This window comes from Halobacillus sp. ABH2_015, assembly GCF_056158945.1.
Genome location: NZ_JBSWUG010000002.1, coordinates 3,515,963 through 3,534,837, shown reverse-complemented (window position 1 = coordinate 3,534,837; position 18,875 = coordinate 3,515,963). Strand labels below are relative to the sequence as shown.

General features: G+C 50.1%; 16 protein-coding genes. 11 read left to right on the top strand and 5 right to left on the bottom strand.

Annotated features, from left to right (window positions below):
- Positions 1-2 precede the first annotated feature (2 nt).
- The 5 genes from walK to ACXAD6_RS18180 all read left to right on the top strand — a co-directional run bounded on the left by walK (position 3) and on the right by ACXAD6_RS18180 (position 6,275).
- Entirely contained in the window at positions 3-1,850 is a 1,848-nt protein-coding gene (gene walK / locus ACXAD6_RS18200) for a cell wall metabolism sensor histidine kinase WalK (RefSeq protein WP_474970117.1), read from the top strand.
- Positions 1,847-3,226 (top strand): YycH family regulatory protein, encoded by a 1,380-nt coding sequence (locus ACXAD6_RS18195; protein ID WP_474970116.1) that lies wholly within the window; start codon positions 1,847-1,849, stop codon positions 3,224-3,226. Before walK ends, ACXAD6_RS18195 begins: the two co-directional genes overlap by 4 nt.
- Positions 3,227-3,245: 19 nt before the next feature.
- Complete coding sequence (gene yycI / locus ACXAD6_RS18190; protein ID WP_027955912.1) at positions 3,246-4,157, top strand: two-component system regulatory protein YycI; 912 nt, start codon at positions 3,246-3,248, stop codon at positions 4,155-4,157.
- A 17-nt stretch (positions 4,158-4,174) separates the two neighbouring features.
- Positions 4,175-4,969, top strand: coding sequence for an MBL fold metallo-hydrolase (locus tag ACXAD6_RS18185; protein ID WP_027955913.1), 795 nt, complete (start codon positions 4,175-4,177; stop codon positions 4,967-4,969).
- Positions 4,970-5,048: 79 nt separating this feature from the next.
- Positions 5,049-6,275 carry a S1C family serine protease gene (locus ACXAD6_RS18180; protein WP_474970115.1) on the top strand — a complete coding sequence of 409 codons (1,227 nt, stop codon included), beginning with the start codon at positions 5,049-5,051 and terminating at the stop codon, positions 6,273-6,275.
- Positions 6,276-6,661: 386 nt separating this feature from the next.
- On the opposite strand, the gene ACXAD6_RS18175 is transcribed toward ACXAD6_RS18180, so the two are convergent.
- Complete coding sequence (locus ACXAD6_RS18175) at positions 6,662-7,366, bottom strand: DUF2306 domain-containing protein (RefSeq protein WP_474970114.1); 705 nt, start codon at positions 7,364-7,366, stop codon at positions 6,662-6,664.
- A 369-nt stretch (positions 7,367-7,735) separates the two neighbouring features.
- Here ACXAD6_RS18175 and ACXAD6_RS18170 point away from each other — a divergent pair, with 369 nt between their 5' ends.
- The 4 genes from ACXAD6_RS18170 to xylE all read left to right on the top strand — a co-directional run bounded on the left by ACXAD6_RS18170 (position 7,736) and on the right by xylE (position 12,183).
- On the top strand, positions 7,736-8,755 hold the full coding sequence (locus ACXAD6_RS18170) for a Gfo/Idh/MocA family oxidoreductase (protein WP_474970113.1): 1,020 nt from the start codon (positions 7,736-7,738) through the stop codon (positions 8,753-8,755).
- A 48-nt stretch (positions 8,756-8,803) separates the two neighbouring features.
- On the top strand, positions 8,804-9,814 hold the full coding sequence (locus ACXAD6_RS18165; RefSeq protein WP_474970112.1) for a LacI family DNA-binding transcriptional regulator: 1,011 nt from the start codon (positions 8,804-8,806) through the stop codon (positions 9,812-9,814).
- Positions 9,815-9,846: 32 nt separating this feature from the next.
- The gene (locus ACXAD6_RS18160) at positions 9,847-10,674 is read left to right on the top strand and encodes a sugar phosphate isomerase/epimerase family protein (RefSeq protein WP_474970111.1); all 828 of its coding nucleotides are present in this window, start codon (positions 9,847-9,849) and stop codon (positions 10,672-10,674) included.
- A 66-nt stretch (positions 10,675-10,740) separates the two neighbouring features.
- A complete protein-coding gene (gene xylE / locus ACXAD6_RS18155) occupies positions 10,741-12,183 on the top strand; it encodes a D-xylose transporter XylE (RefSeq protein WP_202411455.1) in 1,443 nt (480 codons plus the stop codon).
- Positions 12,184-12,404: 221 nt separating this feature from the next.
- Here the strand turns inward: xylE and ACXAD6_RS18150 are convergent, their stop codons facing one another.
- Positions 12,405-13,748 carry an alanine/glycine:cation symporter family protein gene (locus ACXAD6_RS18150; protein ID WP_474970110.1) on the bottom strand — a complete coding sequence of 448 codons (1,344 nt, stop codon included), beginning with the start codon at positions 13,746-13,748 and terminating at the stop codon, positions 12,405-12,407.
- 188 nt (positions 13,749-13,936) lie between these two features.
- On the opposite strand from ACXAD6_RS18150, the gene ACXAD6_RS18145 reads away from it, so the two are divergent.
- Positions 13,937-14,953: a threonine aldolase family protein gene (locus ACXAD6_RS18145; protein WP_474970109.1), complete on the top strand. Its 1,017-nt coding sequence runs from the start codon at positions 13,937-13,939 to the stop codon at positions 14,951-14,953.
- A 287-nt stretch (positions 14,954-15,240) separates the two neighbouring features.
- On the opposite strand, the gene ACXAD6_RS18140 is transcribed toward ACXAD6_RS18145, so the two are convergent.
- Both ACXAD6_RS18140 and ACXAD6_RS18135 read right to left on the bottom strand, forming a co-directional pair.
- A complete protein-coding gene (locus ACXAD6_RS18140; RefSeq protein ID WP_474970108.1) occupies positions 15,241-16,599 on the bottom strand; it encodes an FAD-dependent oxidoreductase in 1,359 nt (452 codons plus the stop codon).
- Positions 16,600-16,746: 147 nt separating this feature from the next.
- Positions 16,747-17,028 carry a hypothetical protein gene (locus ACXAD6_RS18135; protein ID WP_027955925.1) on the bottom strand — a complete coding sequence of 94 codons (282 nt, stop codon included), beginning with the start codon at positions 17,026-17,028 and terminating at the stop codon, positions 16,747-16,749.
- 237 nt (positions 17,029-17,265) lie between these two features.
- Between ACXAD6_RS18135 and ACXAD6_RS18130 the strand changes: the two genes are divergently transcribed.
- Positions 17,266-18,390, top strand: coding sequence for an endonuclease (locus ACXAD6_RS18130; protein ID WP_474970107.1), 1,125 nt, complete (start codon positions 17,266-17,268; stop codon positions 18,388-18,390).
- A 220-nt stretch (positions 18,391-18,610) separates the two neighbouring features.
- Here ACXAD6_RS18130 and ACXAD6_RS18125 read toward each other — a convergent pair whose 3' ends face one another.
- Positions 18,611-18,847, bottom strand: coding sequence for a hypothetical protein (locus tag ACXAD6_RS18125; protein WP_160890064.1), 237 nt, complete (start codon positions 18,845-18,847; stop codon positions 18,611-18,613).
- Positions 18,848-18,875: the final 28 nt, after the last annotated feature.

Genomic DNA, 18,875 nt, shown 5'->3' with positions numbered 1-18,875 from the left:
TTATGAAGAAAGTGGGTTTCTTTCAGTCGGTCCGGCTGAAGCTGATTGTTGTTTATATACTGCTTTTATTATTAGGCATCCAAGTGATTGGGGCCTATTTTGTTGGTCAGCTTGATAATCAGCTGACAAGCAATTTCACCAGTTCCATCGATAACCAGCTGAATTCTCTGACTTTCAGCCTGCAGAATGCGTTTAACGCCGAACGGGACGAAGACAGCCCGACACTGGAGGATGAAGTGCAGGGGCTGATCAGTGACTTTATAGAAGAAACGCAGAGCATCAATCCCCGCAAACTGCAGATTTTGAACAGCAACTCCAACATCATCGCCTCGGTCGGCAACCGGGATGATTCATCGGATATCGGAAAAAAGGTCACGGATTACCAGCTGACTAACGTGCTGGTTATCGGTGAGGCGACCGAACCGAAGTTCAAGCGGGAAGAGGGCAGCAATGACCGCGTGTATGTAGGCACGCGCCCGATCACCGATGAAACGGGCGAGGAAGTCCTCGGTCTTCTCCATTATGAAATCTACGGGGATGAAATCTCGACACAGATGCAGGAGATCAGCAGTATTTTTGCCAAAGGGACGGTCTTAGCCATCGTCGTAACGGCTCTGCTCGGGATTTTGGTGGCCCGGACCATTACGAAGCCGCTGACGGAAATGAAGCGTCAGGCCCAGATTATGGCGACGGGTGACTTTTCCCAGAAGGTCAATGTCCGGGGAAATGATGAAATCGGCGAACTGGGGCATGCGTTCAACGATATGAATGATAAATTGAAGCTGGCTCAGGCGACTACCGAAGGAGAGCGGCGGAAGCTGAGTTCCGTGCTTTCCAACATGTCGGACGGCGTCATTGCCACGGACCGGCTGGGCGCGATAATTTTAATGAACGCGCCGGCTTCCAAGTTGGTCGGCCAGCGCTTTGAGGATATCCAGGGGCAGTCGCTCATCGATGTGCTCGATTTGAGCGACCAGATTGAAGAAATGGACGAAGTCGAAGAAACCAACTCGATGATTATCGATTTGAGCAACGACGATGATCATCTGTTATTGAAAGCGAATTTCTCGGTGGTGGAGGATGAAAACAATGAAATGGACGGATTCATCACGGTAATCAGTGATGTTACCGAGCAGCAGCGCGTCGAGCAGGAGCGCCGCGAATTCGTTTCCAATGTTTCCCACGAACTCCGCACACCATTGACGACGATGCGCAGCTACATCGAAGCACTGAACGATGGAGCATGGCAGGATCCGGAGATCGCTCCGCGCTTCCTTGATGTCACCCAGAATGAAACGGACCGGATGATCCGGCTCGTCAACGATCTGCTCCAGCTGACGAAAATGGATCATAAAGAAACGACCCTTATGAAAGAACGGGTGGAATTCGTCAGCTTCTATGAAAGCATTATCGAGCGCTTTGAAATGAACAAGGATGATAAAGTGAACTTCGTCCGCAGCCTGACGAAGAAAAAGATGCATGTATGGATCGATAAGGATAAAATCACCCAGGTGCTGGATAATGTGATTTCCAACGCCATCAAGTATTCCCCGGAAGGCGGGCGGATTACCTTTGAAGCCTCTTCAACGCGGAAACAGCTGCGTGTCAGCATTACCGATGAAGGCATCGGGATGCCGCCGGATACGGTCGATAAAATCTTCGACCGCTTTTACCGTGTAGATAAATCAAGGGCCCGGGAAATGGGCGGTACTGGTCTTGGTCTTGCAATTGCCCGGGAAATAATTGATGCCCACCACGGGAAAATATGGGCGGAAAGCCGTGAAGGGAAAGGAACAACCGTTTACTTTACCCTCCCGCTCATGAGTCAGAAGCGGAGGGATAAATCATGAATAGAGAAACGTTGAAGTCAATCATTCTCGTTATTCTGATTGCCTTCAGTCTCGTGTTGACCGTCGCCCTCTGGAGTTACCAGCCGGCTTCGGAAACGTTGGAAGAGGGTGGAAGCACAGCCGACAACAAGCTGGAAGGCCTCGGCACCGAAAAGGATCTTTCCGAGTTATTGATTCCTGAACTGGTCGTCTATCATGAAAATGAAGGACACTTCACATTTCCTGAACCGAATGGAAAGACGAGCTTTAATGACCAATTCAAAAAATGGTCGTTATCCAATTTTGATACAACACCCGGTGAAATCGATCTGAATACGATCGAAAAAGGTGTAGAAGTCATTTTTCCGACCTCTCTTCCGTTAAAAGTGATCAAAGACCTGTTTACCGTCAACAACAATGTCATTCTTGATAATATCAATAAGAATTTTGAACGGGTATTCCTTATCCAAAATGAGGAACGCTCTTCCTCTACTTATGAGCTTTGGTTCGTCCAGGCCGGCAGCCAGGGGGATGAAGTCACCTTGAAGGCAAGTGTCAATGCGAGTGCAGGGGACAAAGCACTGAAGGCGTTCGAAGATCGGAACGACCTGACGGAAATTGTCCGTCTTGCCGATGAAATGCCGGCCGTCGACGCCGCGAATACCGGCGCCAATCATATCTATCTGCCGAAGGATGATATTTCTGTGCCTCAGGTCGTCCTGCAGACGACGGCTGTGCCGGTCACACCGCTGCAGAATGATTTGTTCCCTTCGCCATCCAGCACCATCTTCTATGAGGCGGGAGAAGGAATCAAACGGACGAAAACGAATGACCGGAGGCTGGATCAGAAAATGGATGACCGGCTGATGGAGTTTCTATTTTTAACAACGAAGAGTATCAATGAATCCGGGATGACCGAATATGACCTGCTGACGAAAAGTGTGCAGGACATCAACAGTCATCTTGGCTGGACAAATGAATTCAGGATCGAATCCTTATCCACCGGGCTGGATGAACTGAAATACCGGATGTATTTCAATGAATTCCCGGTCATGGAAGACGAGGCTACAGAAGGGTTCGCGCAGATATCCATGACGTATGAGGATAGTGACATCCAAAGCTACGACCGGCCGCTGATCAAGTTCGTACGGACGCCGTATGAAACAGATTCCATGGCTGAACTGCAGTCTGTCGATGAAGTCATTAATCAAGTACAGAATTCCAACACGTATGACTTCAACAGCATCAAAAATATCGGGATTCGCTACACGTTGGAAGAGCAGACGAACAATCTGGCGTACAACTTGATACCGGAATGGTATATCGAAACGGAATCCGAAAGCTGGGCACCATTATTCAAGGAAGAGCCGATGCCGAATGGCGACGCGGCACCTTAAGAGGAAGGCGGGATAACGAATGCAGTGGGGCCAGATAAAATTGTTGTTCATCCTCAGCTTCTTGATTCTCGACCTTTTCCTCTTGCAGCAGTTTATCACCAAACAGTCGCAGGATGTTCTGGGACAGATTTCAACAGCTGAAGAAAATATTGAAACCGAGCTTGAAGAAGATGGCATAACGATCGCCGATGACGCCAACCCGCAGGAGCCGGGAGAAGTGTCGACGATCAAGTCCTCAGGCAGCACGTTCTCTGATGAAATTCTTGGACAGATCGAAGATATGGACGAAGAAAACCAGACCGTCGAAGTGCTGAATGAAAACCGAGTACTGAAAGTCGAACTGGACGAGCCGGTTCCTGTCACAAAGGATAATTTGATCGAAAAAGTCCGGGCGCTCGTGCCGTTCTATTCCCAGTATTCGTTCTGGGGATGGAATGAAGAAAAAGGAGCAGCGCTGTTTTTCCAGAAAGCCAACGACCGGACGATCTACTTCAATAACAGCGGATCCCTGCTCGTCTCGATTGAGGACGGGGAGATTACCGGTTATGTAGCGACGATGCTTGCGTTCAATGAAGGGGAAATGATCATTGATTCCGAACAGGACGGGGCGGTTATAGCGCCCCTCAGTGCAATGAGAAATCTCCGTAACCAGGGGATGCTGAAGAGCGGAGACGAAGTGACCTCGATGAGCATCGGGTATTACACAGAAATTTTTGTTGAACCGAGTGAGGAAAAAGGGGAGCAGGTCTTTGCCCCTGCCTGGAAAGTGACCGTCAATGGAGAACGCAGCCACTTTGTCTATGCTTTGTCGGGCGGCGTCATTGATGTCGAAGAAGGAGAATTTATCGAAGAAGAGTTACAAACGTACAATCTGCAGGAAAATCCATTAGAAAGTACGACAGAGGAGAACGAAGAAAGTGAAAACAATTAAATGGAGTGTCTTACATCATGACCTTACGCTTTAGTGTACTGGCTTCAGGCAGTACGGGGAACGCGTTTTTTATTGAATCAGGGGACGAACGGATTTTGGTGGACGCCGGCTTGAGCGGCAAAAAAATGGAAGGGTTGATGGAGCAGGTGGACATCGACCCCGCATCGCTGTCGCGGATCCTCGTCACGCACGAGCACAGTGATCATATTAAGGGGCTCGGCATCATGGCGCGCCGCTACAACCTGCCTGTTTATGCCAACGAGAAGACGTGGCAGGCGATGGAAGGGCAGATCGGCAAGCTGTCTCTGGACCAGAAGTTCCTTTTCGGAATGGAGGAAGTGCAGACATTCGGGGGCATCGATGTGGAAAGCTTCGCGGTATCCCATGATGCGGCGGATCCGATGTTTTATACGTTCCATCAGGACGGGAAAAAAGTGGCGCTGGTCACCGACCTCGGCTACGTGTCGGAGCGCATCAAAAAGACAGTGGAAGGCGCCGACGCCTATGTGTTTGAATCCAATCATGATGTCAGCATGCTTCGGATGGGACGGTATCCTTGGAATGTGAAACGGCGGATCCTCGGCGATTCCGGGCACGTTTCCAATGAAGATGCCGCGCTTGCCTTGACGGATATCATCACCGATCAGACGAAGCGGATCTACCTGGCCCACCTGAGTCTGGATAACAATATGAAGGACTTAGCCCGGATGTCCGTCTCCAACATTCTTGAGGAGCGTGGTTTCGAGCTGGGCACGAAAGTAGCGCTGTATGATACTGATCCCGCTGAAGCCACACCGATTTTTGAGGTTTAAAAGGTTTGATTTAGTTAAACATAAGGGAACAATACCTATTGAAGTTCATAGGAACGAAGGAAAGGTAAGGTGAAGCGGAGTGGGTTATTACGATGACCATTCACCCCAGACACAGCAGAAAAGAACCCGCAGGCGCTGGGTCATGCCGACCATCGTCGGAGGTGTTCTGGGTGCTGTGCTCGTCCTGCTTGCTCTCCCGGCACTCGTTCAGACCGAGCTGCTTCCATACGATATGACGATTCCGGAGGATGAAAGCGGCCTTGTGGAGGACAACCAAGGCCTGACCGGCGATACGAAGAGTGTATCTGTGGATGTAACGACACAGATTACCGATGTCGTCGAACAGGTCACACCGACGGTTGTCGGCGTCGTCAATCTGCAGACGAGGGAGAATTTCTGGCAGGAAGGCGCAGAGGATTCCTCCCAACAGGCAGGCGTCGGTTCCGGTGTCATTTATAAAAAGGAAGACGGGACCGCTTATGTGGTAACGAACAACCACGTTATTGAAGGCGCCAGTGAAATCGAAGTCGTGCTCGCCGATGAAACAAGGATCACAGCCGAATTGATCGGCGGCGATGTCTTCACAGATCTCGCAGTATTGAAAATGCCGGGGGATCAGGTGGAGCAGGTGGCTGAGCTTGGCAGTTCTGAAGATCTGAAAGTCGGTGAACCGGCTATTGCTATCGGGAACCCGCTCGGCTTGAGTTTCGCCGGATCCGTCACGCAGGGCATCATCAGCGGAAAAGAACGGGCCATTCCGCAGGATTTCAACGGAGACGGCCTGGAAGACTGGCAGGCGGAAGTCATCCAGACCGACGCCGCCATCAACCCCGGAAACAGTGGAGGGGCGTTGATCAATATCGAAGGACAGCTGATCGGAATCAACTCGATGAAAATTGCCCAGTCCTCTGTAGAAGGGATCGGTTTTGCCATTCCGATCGATTCAGCCAAGCCGATCATCGATGAGCTGGAGCAGAAAGGGCAGGTCGACCGCCCTTATATCGGCATTGAAGCCTATGGCCTGAATGAAGTGCCGACATCCGAATGGGGCAATACGTTGAACCTTCCTGAGGACGTGGAAGGCGGCCTTTACATCCGCAGCATCCGGCAGATGTCACCAGCCGCAAAAGCCGGACTGGAGCCACTTGATGTCATTACCGCTCTTGATGGCGAACCAGTTGAGGATATCATTGACCTCAGAAAGTATTTGTACAATGAGAAAAATCCTGGCGAAGAGATGGAAATCACCTACTACCGTGATGGACAGCAGCAGACAACATCCATTACCCTCGGCTCACAGGAATAAATCATGAAAAAGAGTACCTTCGTTGTGAAGGTACTCTTTTTATGGTCAGGAATCGACATTCTTCTCTTTTGTTCAACATATGATTATCCACAGCCTGTGTATAGAGTTCTGGATAACTGTCATATATGGTAGGGAACATATATTCCGATACCATATAGCCATCAGCCATGTGAATATGTGGATAAAATCTGTGTATAACCTGTTTATATCTAAGGGGAGCCTGTGAATATCAGAAAATTAACAAGGTTTGTGCATAAGTCTGTGGACAATTGTGGGTAACTGCTTTCGTTAGTGGCTGTTTTCCACATGTGTATGAATTTCAAACGTTCTCTCCATCGGTTCTGTGAAAAAAATGTCTAATGCTAACGTCATTCGTGAGTACCTGTTTAAGAGGCTGACTTTTTAACTCTTGGAAGATTGAATTTCCTGCGGTAATAGAAATTGAAGCTGTAAATCAGAGGAGTCAGGACTGCCGCCGGCAGAAACCAGAGCCAGATGCTCACACTTGAGATATTCAATAATCTTGGAGCACCAAAAACGACAAAAGCCGTAATGGTGGCGATTGAGCAGCCGATCAAGTTTCCGTAATGCTCAAAATACCAGTGCATTTTTGTTTTGGGAGGGGTGAGCCAATAGGAAAGCTGACCACATCCGAGCACGAGGCCCAGGATCGGGAAAAATTTCAGCAGGGCAAAATCATCGATCCAGCCGACCACCATAGTAACGAGGGACATGATGACGAGCAGACCGGATATCCCCAAATCATAAGGGTTGCGGTGAGCGTCTGTCCGGCGTTTGAAGCGGAGTACACGGATGCCCATCCAGGCTGTCGCTGCACTCAAGACGGCGATAAACAAAAGAAAAAAGGAAAAAGCCTGTTCGGCTGATGATCTTTCCTGATCGATAAACAGGCGGTACAACCCCATGAACAGCGCACTGCCCGCGACTGTATACATGGCCCAGACGTATACCCAGCCGATTTTGCGGTGCGCACGGCCGCCTTTTTTCGTGACGAGGGGAATCCAGAATACGGTGAGCGCGGTAAACCCTGCGGCAATATGAAGCATGAGTATGATTGAAAATAAAGACATGATTTTCACTCCTCTCTACTCTACCAGTTATACGGAGCGTAAGAAGGGAATTCCTGCATTCTTAACGATTTTTACAAAGAAACGACAAATCCTTGGTCACAGGACACGGGTTTGTCGTTTTATGTGGAGGGGTGATGAACGATGTCTTAGGAAACATTCACATAAAAAAGGAAAGAACTTTCCTCATGAAACATATTCCGTCTTGTGTTGTTGTTTATCCCTTGATTTAAACGAATCTTCTTGCTCTTTAATAAAACTTTTAGTTTTCAAACAATTTAAAATTCTGTTTGACTAGCTTTATGAAAAGGTTTACAATCCAAGTTAAGGAAAGTTCTTTCCTAAATTTTATTTATCTAGGAGGCGTTTGTTTTGAATACATTGAACATTGGATTGATCGGAGCAGGAAGAATGGGGGCCTTTCACGGAGAAACCATAGCCCAGCGTTTACCCGGCGCACAATTGTATGCGGTTGCAGATCCGGTACCCAACGCAGCAGAGCAGCTTGTCCACACGCTGAATACAACAGCGAAGGTGTACACCGATCCTTTGGAATTGATCAAGGACCCTGAAGTAGAGGCTGTTGTCATCGTGTCTCCGGCAAAAACGCATGCTGCGAATGTTCTTGCCGCCATCCGCCATGGGAAAGCGGTTTTCTGTGAGAAGCCGATGGCAATTACAATGGAGGAAGCGGATGAAATCGTTCAGGCGGCGGATGAGCATCAAACATTCCTTCAAGTTGGTTTCAACCGTCGTTTTGAAAAAGGTTTCCGGGCTGCGCACCGGGAGATAACGGAAGGTCACATCGGTACACCACAGCTGCTGAAATCGAATACGAGGGATCCGGAGCTTCAGGGAGCAGAGTCGAAGCCGCAGTGGACGATTTTCCTGGAGACGCTCATCCACGATTTTGACGCCCTCCGCTACTTGAACCCGGGCGCGCAGCCGGTGGAAGTCTATGTGGCCGCTGATGCGCTTGTCCGTCCTGACCTTAAGGAAAGCGGCCTGCTGGATACAGCCGTAGCGACGATCAAGTTTGATAACGGCGCCATTGCAACAGCAGAAGCAAGCTTCCAGGCTGTGTATGGATATGACGTCAGAGCCGAAGTTTTCGGATCTGACGGGATGATTACAGCCGGAGGCATCCGCGAATCCAGTATGACACGTTATAATAAGGACGGAGTCAGCTATGATACAAGCCGTTATGACCAGCATTTATTGTTCGAGGCGTATGTAGAAGAGCTGCGGGCCTTCGTCGACGGTGTCGTACACAAGCATCCTTCCTATGCGACAGCTGAAGATGCCAGATGGGCACTGAAGATTGCGCTTGCCTGTATTGAATCCGTCCAGACGAATCAGCCTGTTCAAATACCAAAACCAGCACTCGTTTAACCATAAGCTGCCCTCACTCAGGCAGCAGAGAGAAAGGGGCAGCAAATAATGAAAGTCACCATTTATGATGTAGCAGAAAAAGCCAGCGTATCGATTTCCACCGTATCCAAGGTGTTGAATGAAAAAGGAAACATTAACGAAAAAACGAAACAGCGGGTATACGACGCCATCAAGGCGCTCGATTATAAGCCGAGTGTCGTCCTTTCTGTCCAAAAAGCAATGAAGACGATCGGTGTCCTCATCCCGGATATCTCCAATCCGTTCATGGCGGAAGTGACGAGAGCCGTGGAGGACAGCGGCCGGAAGAAAGGCTTCAACGTCATGATCTGCAGTACAGACAACGATCCGGATAAGGAAGAGGAATATATCACGATGCTGCAGCAAAAATACCTCGATGGCATGATTATCGCCACCGGCTTGAAAAACAGCCGTGCGCTGAACAAGCTGAAGAAAAGTGAAGTTCCTGTTGTACTGCTGACGAGGGACGTCCCTAAGTTTCCAGCGCATTCGGTGATGGTGGATGATTTTCAGGGCGGCTATGATGCAGGAACTCACTTGGCTGAACTTGGACACAAACAGGTGGCGGCCTTGATGGAGGATGTAGATGTACCGTCCATCAAACAGCGTTTTTATGGATTGAAAGAAGCCCTCCAGGCCTGCGGCGTGCCTATGACGGAAGCGTTCACACGCTATGCTCCCCATTCGCTTGCCGAAAGTAAACAAGCGGCGCTTGATCTGCTGTCACAGGAAAGCGCTCCTACAGCCATTTTTGCATCCACCGAGATTCTGGCCGTCGGCGTTCTGCAGGCAGCCAAGGAAAAAGGGCTGAAGGTGCCGGAGGATTTATCCGTCATCGGGTTTGATAACAGCATCCTTGCCCAGGTTACCGATCCGCAGCTGACGACGATCGGCCAGCCGGCTCAGAAAATGGGGGAAAAAGCGATTGAGCTGTTCGTCGAAGAGCTCCTTAATAAGAAGGAGCAGGAAGAAAAAATCGTACAGCGGCTGGTACTCACCCCGTCGCTGATCGAACGGGAATCAACCGCCCGTCTTACATAGAACAGACGGGAACTATAGAACGGAGGAATCCAATGAATCGAGATTACGGCTTGTGTTTATGGACGTTTGGAGATATCGATTTTGATAAGAAGTGCCGCCTTGCTGCTGACATAGGGGTGGACGGCGTGGAAGTACAGGGGGATGTCTCCCGGAACCCGAAAGAGCTGAAGGGTGTTCTCGACCGGTACGGGCTTAAAATTTTATCCATCACCCCGGACAATGTCGATATATCCAGTGCCGAAGATCAAGTGAGAAAGGAAGCGGTCCAATACTTCCTGGATCTGATCAGCTGGGCCGATGAGCTCGGTGCGGACAGAATCTGCCTGCATGGTGACGTCGGGAAAGTCCGCGGCAGCGGCGATGAAGAGAAGGACTGGCAGCTTCTTGTAGAAAGCACCTCTGAAATTATGAAAAAAGCGGAAGACCACAACATGGAAGTGGTGTTTGAAGTCTTGAACCGGTATGAAAACCACCAGGTCGTTACAGGAAAAGAAGCCCTGGAACTGATTGAATCGGTGAGGAGCTCCTATTTGAAGGTGCTGCTTGATGCTTACCATATGAATATTGAAGAAAAGAACCCGGCCGGGGCGTTGAAGGCAGCCGGTCGCCAGCTTGGGGTCTATCACATCGCCGACTCGAACAGACAGGCTGTCGGAAACGGCAGCGCCGATCTGGCAGAGCAGGTTCAGGCACTCGATGACATCGGCTATCAAGGACCGATCATCATGGAAATGACCGCTGCAGGACCGGATCCGTTCACACCGGTCAAAGGCGCTGATTATCTGGATGTGGTCACCGGCTATTACGAGACGTCACTTAAGAAATTGAAGCAGTGGGAAGGCGCAGAGGTCAAAGGCTGACAGCCACTTGAAATTTGAAAGCGCTGTCTATATCACATTACGTATAAAGGTGGGGTTCACGTAATTATGACAAAGCATTTGAAGTATATGATCTTTTTATCTGTCGTCGCTGCTTTAGGCGGGTTGTTGTTCGGATATGATACGGCTGTCATTTCGGGTGCGGAGCAGTCGCTTGAGGTGTATTTCATCGACAGTCTAGGCCTGAACAGCTTGTTCCAGGGATTGACGGTCTCCAGTGCCTTATTCGGATGTATCATCGGCGGACTGATCAGCGGAGTGCTTTCCAACCGCATCGGACGGAGGAATTCCCTCATTACAGCCGCTGTCCTGTTCTTTTTGTCCGCTCTGCTTTCGGCGTATCCTGAATTTTTATTTTTCACGAAAGGCGATCCATCCATCGGACTTTTCATTATGTTTAACCTGTACCGCATTATCGGCGGGATTGGTGTCGGACTGGCCTCCGGTCTTGGACCGCTTTACATCAGTGAAACATCACCGGCCAAGATCCGCGGCAAGCTGGTGACGCTGAACAACCTGGCCATCATTTTCGGTATGCTCGTCGTCTATATCATCAACTGGCGGATTGCTGCCGGACAGAGTACCGCGTGGATCCATGATATCGGCTGGCGCTATATGTTCGCTTCTGAAGCCATCCCTGCGCTGTTATTTTTCGGATTGTTATTCTTAGTACCGGAAACACCGCGCTACTTAATCTTGAAAAACAAAGATGAAAAAGCGATGGATATTTTAACGAAGGTCAACGGCTCAAAAGAAAAGGCGAAAGCGATCTTCGATGAGATCAAAGAAACCGTTCAGAAGGAAGGCACGAAGAAAGCACGCGTCTTTTCCTACGGCAAGCTTGTCGTCATCGTCGGAATTTTACTGGCTGCTGCCCAGCAGTTCGTCGGTATCAACGTTATCCTGTACTACGCGCCGCGTATTTTCGCCAACATGGGAGCATCGGCAGACGGATCGATGATGCAGACCGTTCTGATTGGTGTCGTCAACTTCATTTTCGTATTGATTGCGCTGCTGCTTGTTGAAAAAGTCGGAAGAAAACCGCTCCTGCTGATCGGATCGGTCGGTATGGGTGTGGGGATGTTCGGGATATCCGCCCTGTCCTTCGCTGATTCACTTGGACTTGGCGCATTATTGTTCATTCTCCTGTACGTCGCTTTTTACAACCTTTCCTTCGGGCCGCTCGTCTGGGTGCTGGCATCGGAATTGTTCCCGAACAAGATTCGCGGACAGGTCATGGCGATTACTGTAGTAGCAAACTGGGGAAGTAACTTGTTGATTTCATCCACATTCCCGTCGCTGCTTGAAATCGGTGCAGGCGTCGCCTACGGTTTCTACGGCGTGATGTGTGTCCTTTCCTTCCTATTCGTCTGGAAGCTCGTTCCGGAAACGAAAGGAAAAACACTCGAGGAAATTGAAGAACATTGGACAAGCAAAGCGGAGGATCAATCATCTGCAGCCTATTCTACACTGGAAGAAAGAAAAGCTTAACTGAAAGCGGTTATAGAAAGAGGGATATACAATGGAGCGTTATTCATGTGAAGGTGACTTGGAAGGACCCCTTTTCGTATACGAGTTTCGACCAAAAAACAGCACACGAAAGGATCCAGCCAAATCAGAATCATTTTATCACATGCGTTCCGGAAGAAAAAAGCAAACGCACTGAGGATAGAAAAAAAGCCAGCCCGGCATCAGGCTGGCTTTTTTCTGTTTCAGGAGTGAAGACGGTCGCTGTTCCACGTCTTTTTGATGATTTTCGTTAAGGCAAGGACAGCGATCAAGTTAGGAACCACCATCAATGCATTGAACGTATCGGCCATCTGCCAGACGAATTCCACCTGGACGACGGCTCCTGTGACGATAAACAGCAGCACGAACGCACGGTAGGCCGGTACGGCTTTTTCCCCGAACAGGAACTTCACGTTCACCTCTCCGAAGAAGGCCCAGCCGAGGATCGTCGTAAAGGCGAAGAACAAGAGGCAGATCGCGATGAACGGAATACCGAATTCACCGAGTCCGCGGGCGAACCCTTCCTGCGTAATCGCACTTCCTTCAAGCCCTGTTTGATGGGCATCGGTTACAAGTACGACGAGGGCGGTCATCGTACAGATGATCACAGTATCGATGAATACACCGACCATGGCCACCAGCCCCTGGTGGGACGGGCGCTTCACTTGAGCGACGGCATGGGCGTGCGGGGTGGAACCCATACCCGCTTCGTTCGAGAACAAGCCGCGGGCAATGCCGTACCGGATCGCTTCTTTCACCGTAGCACCGAGCACACCACCGCCGGCGGCTTCCGGACTAATCGCAGCCTGCACGATCAGCTGCAGCGTCGGCAGCACCTGATCCCAGTACTGCACCATAATGACGAGGCTTCCGCCGATGTACAACAGCGCCATGACGGGGACGACATTTCCGGCAAAGGTGGAAATCCGGTCAATCCCGCCGAATAAAATAAGACCGATTAAAATAGCAATCACAATACCAAGACCGAGATTGAGACCGAACGAGGAGGCATCCAGCGCCTGATTCATCGCTGTAGCGATCGCGTTGGACTGCACCATGTTTCCGACAAAGCCGAGCGCAATGATGATGGCTACAGCGAAAAAGCCGGCCAGCCATTTGCTGCCAAGACCGTCACGGATGTAATAGGCCGGACCACCGTGGACGGATCCATTTTTCTTTACCTTATAGAGCTGGGCGAGGACCGCTTCGGCAAAAATCGTCGCCATGCCGAAGAACGAGCTGATCCACATCCAGAAAATCGCACCGGGTCCACCGGCAGCGATCGCTGTGGCGACACCAGCCAGGTTTCCGGTTCCGACCTGCGCAGAAATCGACGTGGCGAGCGCTTTGAACGAATGGATGCCTTCCTGTTTTTCCTTCTTGAAAAGCGGTGCGAAGGTAATCTTGAAGCCTTTACCAAGGAAGCGCACCTGGATGAAGCGGAGCTGGAAGGTGAGCCATACACCGGTTCCGAGAAGGAAGACGAGCATGACAGGTCCCCACAGAACACTGTTTATATCTTTAAAAAGTTGCGTCAACTGTTCCACTTTTTTAATGTCCTTTCTTTCTTTAATGTATAACCATAAAAAAGAGTATCGCACGTGGAAGCGTTTCACAGCAAGTGACATTTATTGAAAACTCGGCGATTTCAAGCGATTTTTGACTGTTTTTTCACATCCCTGTCTTTCCTTTTTGTCAGATCCTTCTATACAATAGAAGAAAAAGGGGAGAGACGATGATCGATTTACGAAGCGATACAGTAACCAAACCAACGGAAGCGATGCGCCGGGCCGCATATGAAGCGGAGGTGGGGGATGATGTGTATGAAGAAGATCCCTCCGTCAAAAAATTGGAAGCCGAAGCGGCTGCGACACTCGGAAAGGAAGACGCCTTGTTTGTCACAAGCGGTACCCAAGGCAACCAGATTGCCGTTTTGACCCATACAAGACCGGGGAATGAAGTGATTCTTGAAGCCGACTCGCACGTTTTCTTCTACGAAGGGGCCGCCATGTCCGCCCTTGCCGGCGTTCAGCCCCGCACGATCGTCGGCCACCGGGGAGTGATGAACCCGGATGATATTGAAGCGGCTGTCCGTGCGGATGATATTCATTTTCCGGAAACTGGTTTGATCTGTCTGGAAAACACGCACAACAAAGCAGGGGGAGCCGTTGTCCCGCTTGAAAACATGCGCCGGGTTTACGAAACGGCCCGGGAGCACGGCATTCCGGTTCATTTGGACGGGGCACGACTGTTCAATGCCGCAGCTGCCTCAGGGAAGTCTGTGAAAGCGTACGCTGATTGGACGGATACCGTGCAGATCTGTTTATCGAAAGGGTTGGGCGCACCTGTGGGGTCGATCATCGCCGGTTCGTCCTCGTTTATCCGTCAGGCGAGAAAATGGCGGAAGCGGCTCGGAGGTGGTCTGCGGCAGGTCGGGATGATCGCTGCGCCTGCCTATATTGCATTGACGGAAATGACGGAGCGGCTGTCGGACGATCATGAAAAAGCACGGCTGCTTGCTGATGGAATGTCCCGTTTACCGGGGTATGAGGCCGCTCCGGTCGAAACGAATATCGTCCTAGTTGATGTCACAGCGACCGGAATGACGGCTGCAGCATTCGTTGAAAAGCTTAAGGAACGCGGCATTCTCGCTGTCCCGTTCGGACCTTATGTGGTAAGGTTTGTGACCCATTATGATGTGACAGAGCAGGAGATTTACGACGTGCTGGATGATATCGAACGGATAGGCTGACCCAGCCGATTTACTGGTTGGAAATGGAAGGTTTGCGAGTATACAGAGACTACAACACACTTGGAGGTGGGCTCTGATCGCAGATGTCATTCCATTCCGGTCAGGTGAGCGTACGTCAGCTGCAGAACGTGAATGTGTGGAGTTATATGAGCGCGATCCGTACATGAATGACAATATCCCTCTGGATGAACTCGGTCATCATCTGCGACGGACGTTGACGAACCGGCAGAAAGGCTGTAAGAAAAAATGAACAAACCCCCGTGAATGGGCACGGGGGATTGATTCATTTAGACGAGGGCTGGTGTCCGGTTGTAATCCTGCTGCGCTTCAAGCCCCGCCTTGTTCAAGAAGTTCCACGGCTGGTTGAAGTGCGGCTGGAAAAAGAAATCGACGTAAGCAAGCTGGTCGATCGTCATCCCGGCCTGAATGCAGACGCTCATCGTATTGATGGACTGCGTCACATCGGCTTTGGACAGCACCTGGGCGCCGAGAATCTTCCTTGTTTCCGGATCGATCGTCACTTTCAGCTTCACATTTTCCGCTGTCGGCATGAACGCCGGGCGGTGAGTATCTTCTATTGTGAAACTTTTCACATGAACATCTAAAAGTTGACCAGATGTTTCTGTCAGCCCTGTGGATGCCATGTTGTAGTCGTAAATGTGCAGCCCGGATGTACCCTGGGTGCCTCCGTGGGGCATGACCGGCTCCATGATGTTACGGGCGGCGAGTGTTCCCATACGGACCGCGTTCGTTGCGAGCGGGATATAGGCATGTTTTCCAGTCGGGTTGTACGTCACGGCACAGCAGTCTCCTGCTGCGAAGATATCAGGGTGGCTCGTCTGCATATATTCATTGACGATGATTGCACCGTTATCGAGCATGTCGACGATTCCTTTGACAAGATCGGTGTTCGGACGGAACCCGACACACATGATGACAAGATCGGTCTCATAGCTTCTGCTGTTCGTGATCACACGCCCGACCTGGCCGTCGCTGCCTTCAAACCGCTGGACGGTTTCATTCATCGCTAACGTCATGCCGCGGTTTATGAAGTCCTCTTCGACGATGGACGTGAATGCCTCATCCAGATATTTGTTCAAAATCCGGTCGGCACCATCAATCAATGTCACCTCTTTGCCTGCTTTTTCAAAGGCTTCAACAAGCTCGACACCGATATAACCAGCTCCAACGACAGTCACTTTTTCAGCGTGTGCAGCCCGTTCAATGATGGTATTCGCCTGGTTGTAGTTTTTCGCAAGCAGAATGTTCTCAAGATCGATGCCTTCGATCGGCGGTGTCACCGGCCATGATCCGGTCGTGATCACTAATTTATCATAGGAATCGGTGAGATGTTCACCGGTCACAAGGTTCTCAGCGTAGATGGTTTTCGCTTCAGCATCAATGTCTTTCACGTCATGCTGCATCCGGATCGTAACGCCGAGCTTCTGCAGCTCCTCCGGAGAAGAATAAAAGAGTCCCTGCGGGTCTTCGACGACTCCGCCGACATAGAGAGCGAGTCCACAGGATAGAAAGGAGACGTTATCGTTTCGTTCATAAACGGTAATCTGAGCTTCAGGATACATGGTCGCCATATTCGTCACCGCAGCGGTTCCTGCGTGGGTACTTCCAATTACTGCAATCTTCATGGAATAGATCCTCCTTATAAGCTCATGTGAAATACTTCACATGTTAACTGTAATTGTATTATAAGACGGATCGAAGAAGAATACAACCCTTTTGCTCACTATTTCACAAAATAAAAATAACCCGCCGGAAAGCCGGCGGGGCAGGAGTTATTCCTTATCCTTGCGGGGGAACGTTTTATTTTTCACTTTCTTGAAGGCCTCAGAGGACGTATCCACCGTTTTGTCGATGGCTTCGGTGCTTTTTTCGGACGCTTTTTTAATGATGTTCCCCGATGAATCGACGGTTTTGCCAATCAATCCGCCTTCACCGGTAATCGATTTGATGACCTTCCCGGACGAATCGACCGTCTGGTGGACGATGTTGTTGGCCTCTTTGGCCACCTGCTTGAAGAAGCCGTCTTTTTCCTTAGAGCTGCGCTTTTCACTCATGTGAACATCTCCTCCTTGGAATCAATGGCTTACCCTTTATACATATGTACCCGTGATGTTCCTATGACAGGAGAAAAGAAATCTGATTCGGACGTCATGCGCCGGAGGTCCTCATTATGAAGCGGATGTTAACGCTCTGTGAGAATCGTGCTAACTTCACGGTTTCAGGCAGGAAATCAAAGGTCGATATGGAAAGAAGCGGTGTAAGGCCACATGACAAACAAGGGAGTGTACATGATGAAGAAATTATTTTTGATTGTCTTTAGTCTTGTCTTTTTTACCGGGGGACCAGCTGTAAGCGCCGCTGGAAACCTGTCTGTCCAGGAAGCGATGCAGACGTCCAACGGGACCGATGTGACTGTTGAAGGGTACATTGTCGGCGTTCCGGTATCCCAGTCGACCGTGGAGCAGAGCAATTTTTCCTCCAATTATGCTCTTGCGCTTGCGGATGACGCCGGTGAAACGGATATGAATGACATGATTCTGGTCAAGTTGGATTCTGAATACCGCTATGAATGGGGACTTCAGAACAACCCCGGATTGATGGGTGAAAAAATCGTCGTGGACGGCACCCGTGATGCCTACTTCGGCCATGAAGGCGTCGAATACGTAAGCTCGATCGCCAAAACGTCCGGCGACTGCGGCGGCGACACCGGGAGCGGGGACGGAGACGGCTCGACGTCCGATGACTACTACAGCAGTGCGGATGGATTAACAGGAGATGCATTGAAGCAGGAGCTGCACAACGTCATCGACGATCACAATGAGCTTACATATTCCGACGTATGGGATGCGCTTCGCCATACTGATGAAGATCCGAGCAACACAGGCAATGTCCTGCTCCTGTATACAGGGAACTCGATGTCCAAGTATGACAACGGCGGGTATGTCGATGATTGGAACCGCGAGCACGTCTGGGCGAAGTCCCACGGCGATTTCGGCACAAGCATGGGAGCCGGCACCGACATTCATCACCTGCGTCCGACCGATGTATCGGTGAACTCTGCCCGCAGCAACCTAGATTTTGATAATGGCGGATCCGCTTATGCCGACGCTCCGGATACGTATTCAGACAGTGACTCCTGGGAGCCCCGTGATGAGGTCAAAGGGGATGTGGCCCGGATGATTTTCTATATGGCCGTCCGCTACGAAGGCGATCAGGGCGAACTGGACCTTGAAATTGCGGATTACACCGGTACGAGCGGTCCATACTTAGGGAAGCTTTCCACATTGAAACAGTGGCACGAGAGCGATCCGGTCGACAGCTTTGAGCGTAACCGGAACGAGATCATTTTCAGTGACTATCAAGGCAACCGCAACCCGTTCATCGACCACCCGGAATATGTGGAACAGATCTGGTAAAGAGAAACCCCCGGAAGCGACCTGCTTCCGGGGGTTCTGCATTCTTTCATTCTTACAGCAGCAACATCAGTCATGATGAGTGCTATTGTATCTGAACTTATGTAAACGTATCTCCAACCTGTTAGAGTTCTTCATGATATTCTTCCTTGTTGTACAACCGGAAGATACATTGATTCAGTCCCGGAAAGTGGGGGACTTAACAAAAAGCTGCTCCGGTTTTTTACGAACGATTTTTCTTCAACATCTGGTAGGTACCAAGGACAAGCAGTACAGCTGCGACGATGAGTTCGGTCCTGAATATCATGGGAAAGCCAGTGAAGACATGCGCCTCCATCGGTCCGCCACTCCCCAAAGTCTCTAAGTTCTGCAACATGAGCCATTGGCTGTACATCATCACTATACTGTAATGAACAAAAGAACCGAATAAAAGAAAGACACCATATTTTATAAAGTTCACGTTATATCACCTCCTCTTCTAAACCACA

Excerpts from the sequence above, each read along its gene's own strand:
- ACXAD6_RS18130 (WP_474970107.1), top strand. The coding sequence starts at position 17,266 with ATGAAGAAATTATTTTTGATTGTCTTTAGTCTTGTCTTTTTTACCGGG.
- yycI (WP_027955912.1), top strand. The coding sequence starts at position 3,246 with ATGCAGTGGGGCCAGATAAAATTGTTGTTCATCCTCAGCTTCTTGATT.
- ACXAD6_RS18175 (WP_474970114.1), bottom strand. The coding sequence starts at position 7,366 with ATGTCTTTATTTTCAATCATACTCATGCTTCATATTGCCGCAGGGTTT.
- ACXAD6_RS18145 (WP_474970109.1), top strand. The coding sequence starts at position 13,937 with ATGATCGATTTACGAAGCGATACAGTAACCAAACCAACGGAAGCGATG.
- ACXAD6_RS18160 (WP_474970111.1), top strand. The coding sequence starts at position 9,847 with ATGAATCGAGATTACGGCTTGTGTTTATGGACGTTTGGAGATATCGAT.
- ACXAD6_RS18165 (WP_474970112.1), top strand. The coding sequence starts at position 8,804 with ATGAAAGTCACCATTTATGATGTAGCAGAAAAAGCCAGCGTATCGATT.
- walK (WP_474970117.1), top strand. The coding sequence starts at position 3 with ATGAAGAAAGTGGGTTTCTTTCAGTCGGTCCGGCTGAAGCTGATTGTT.
- ACXAD6_RS18195 (WP_474970116.1), top strand. The coding sequence starts at position 1,847 with ATGAATAGAGAAACGTTGAAGTCAATCATTCTCGTTATTCTGATTGCC.
- ACXAD6_RS18140 (WP_474970108.1), bottom strand. The coding sequence starts at position 16,599 with ATGAAGATTGCAGTAATTGGAAGTACCCACGCAGGAACCGCTGCGGTG.
- xylE (WP_202411455.1), top strand. The coding sequence starts at position 10,741 with ATGACAAAGCATTTGAAGTATATGATCTTTTTATCTGTCGTCGCTGCT.
- ACXAD6_RS18135 (WP_027955925.1), bottom strand. The coding sequence starts at position 17,028 with ATGAGTGAAAAGCGCAGCTCTAAGGAAAAAGACGGCTTCTTCAAGCAG.
- ACXAD6_RS18185 (WP_027955913.1), top strand. The coding sequence starts at position 4,175 with ATGACCTTACGCTTTAGTGTACTGGCTTCAGGCAGTACGGGGAACGCG.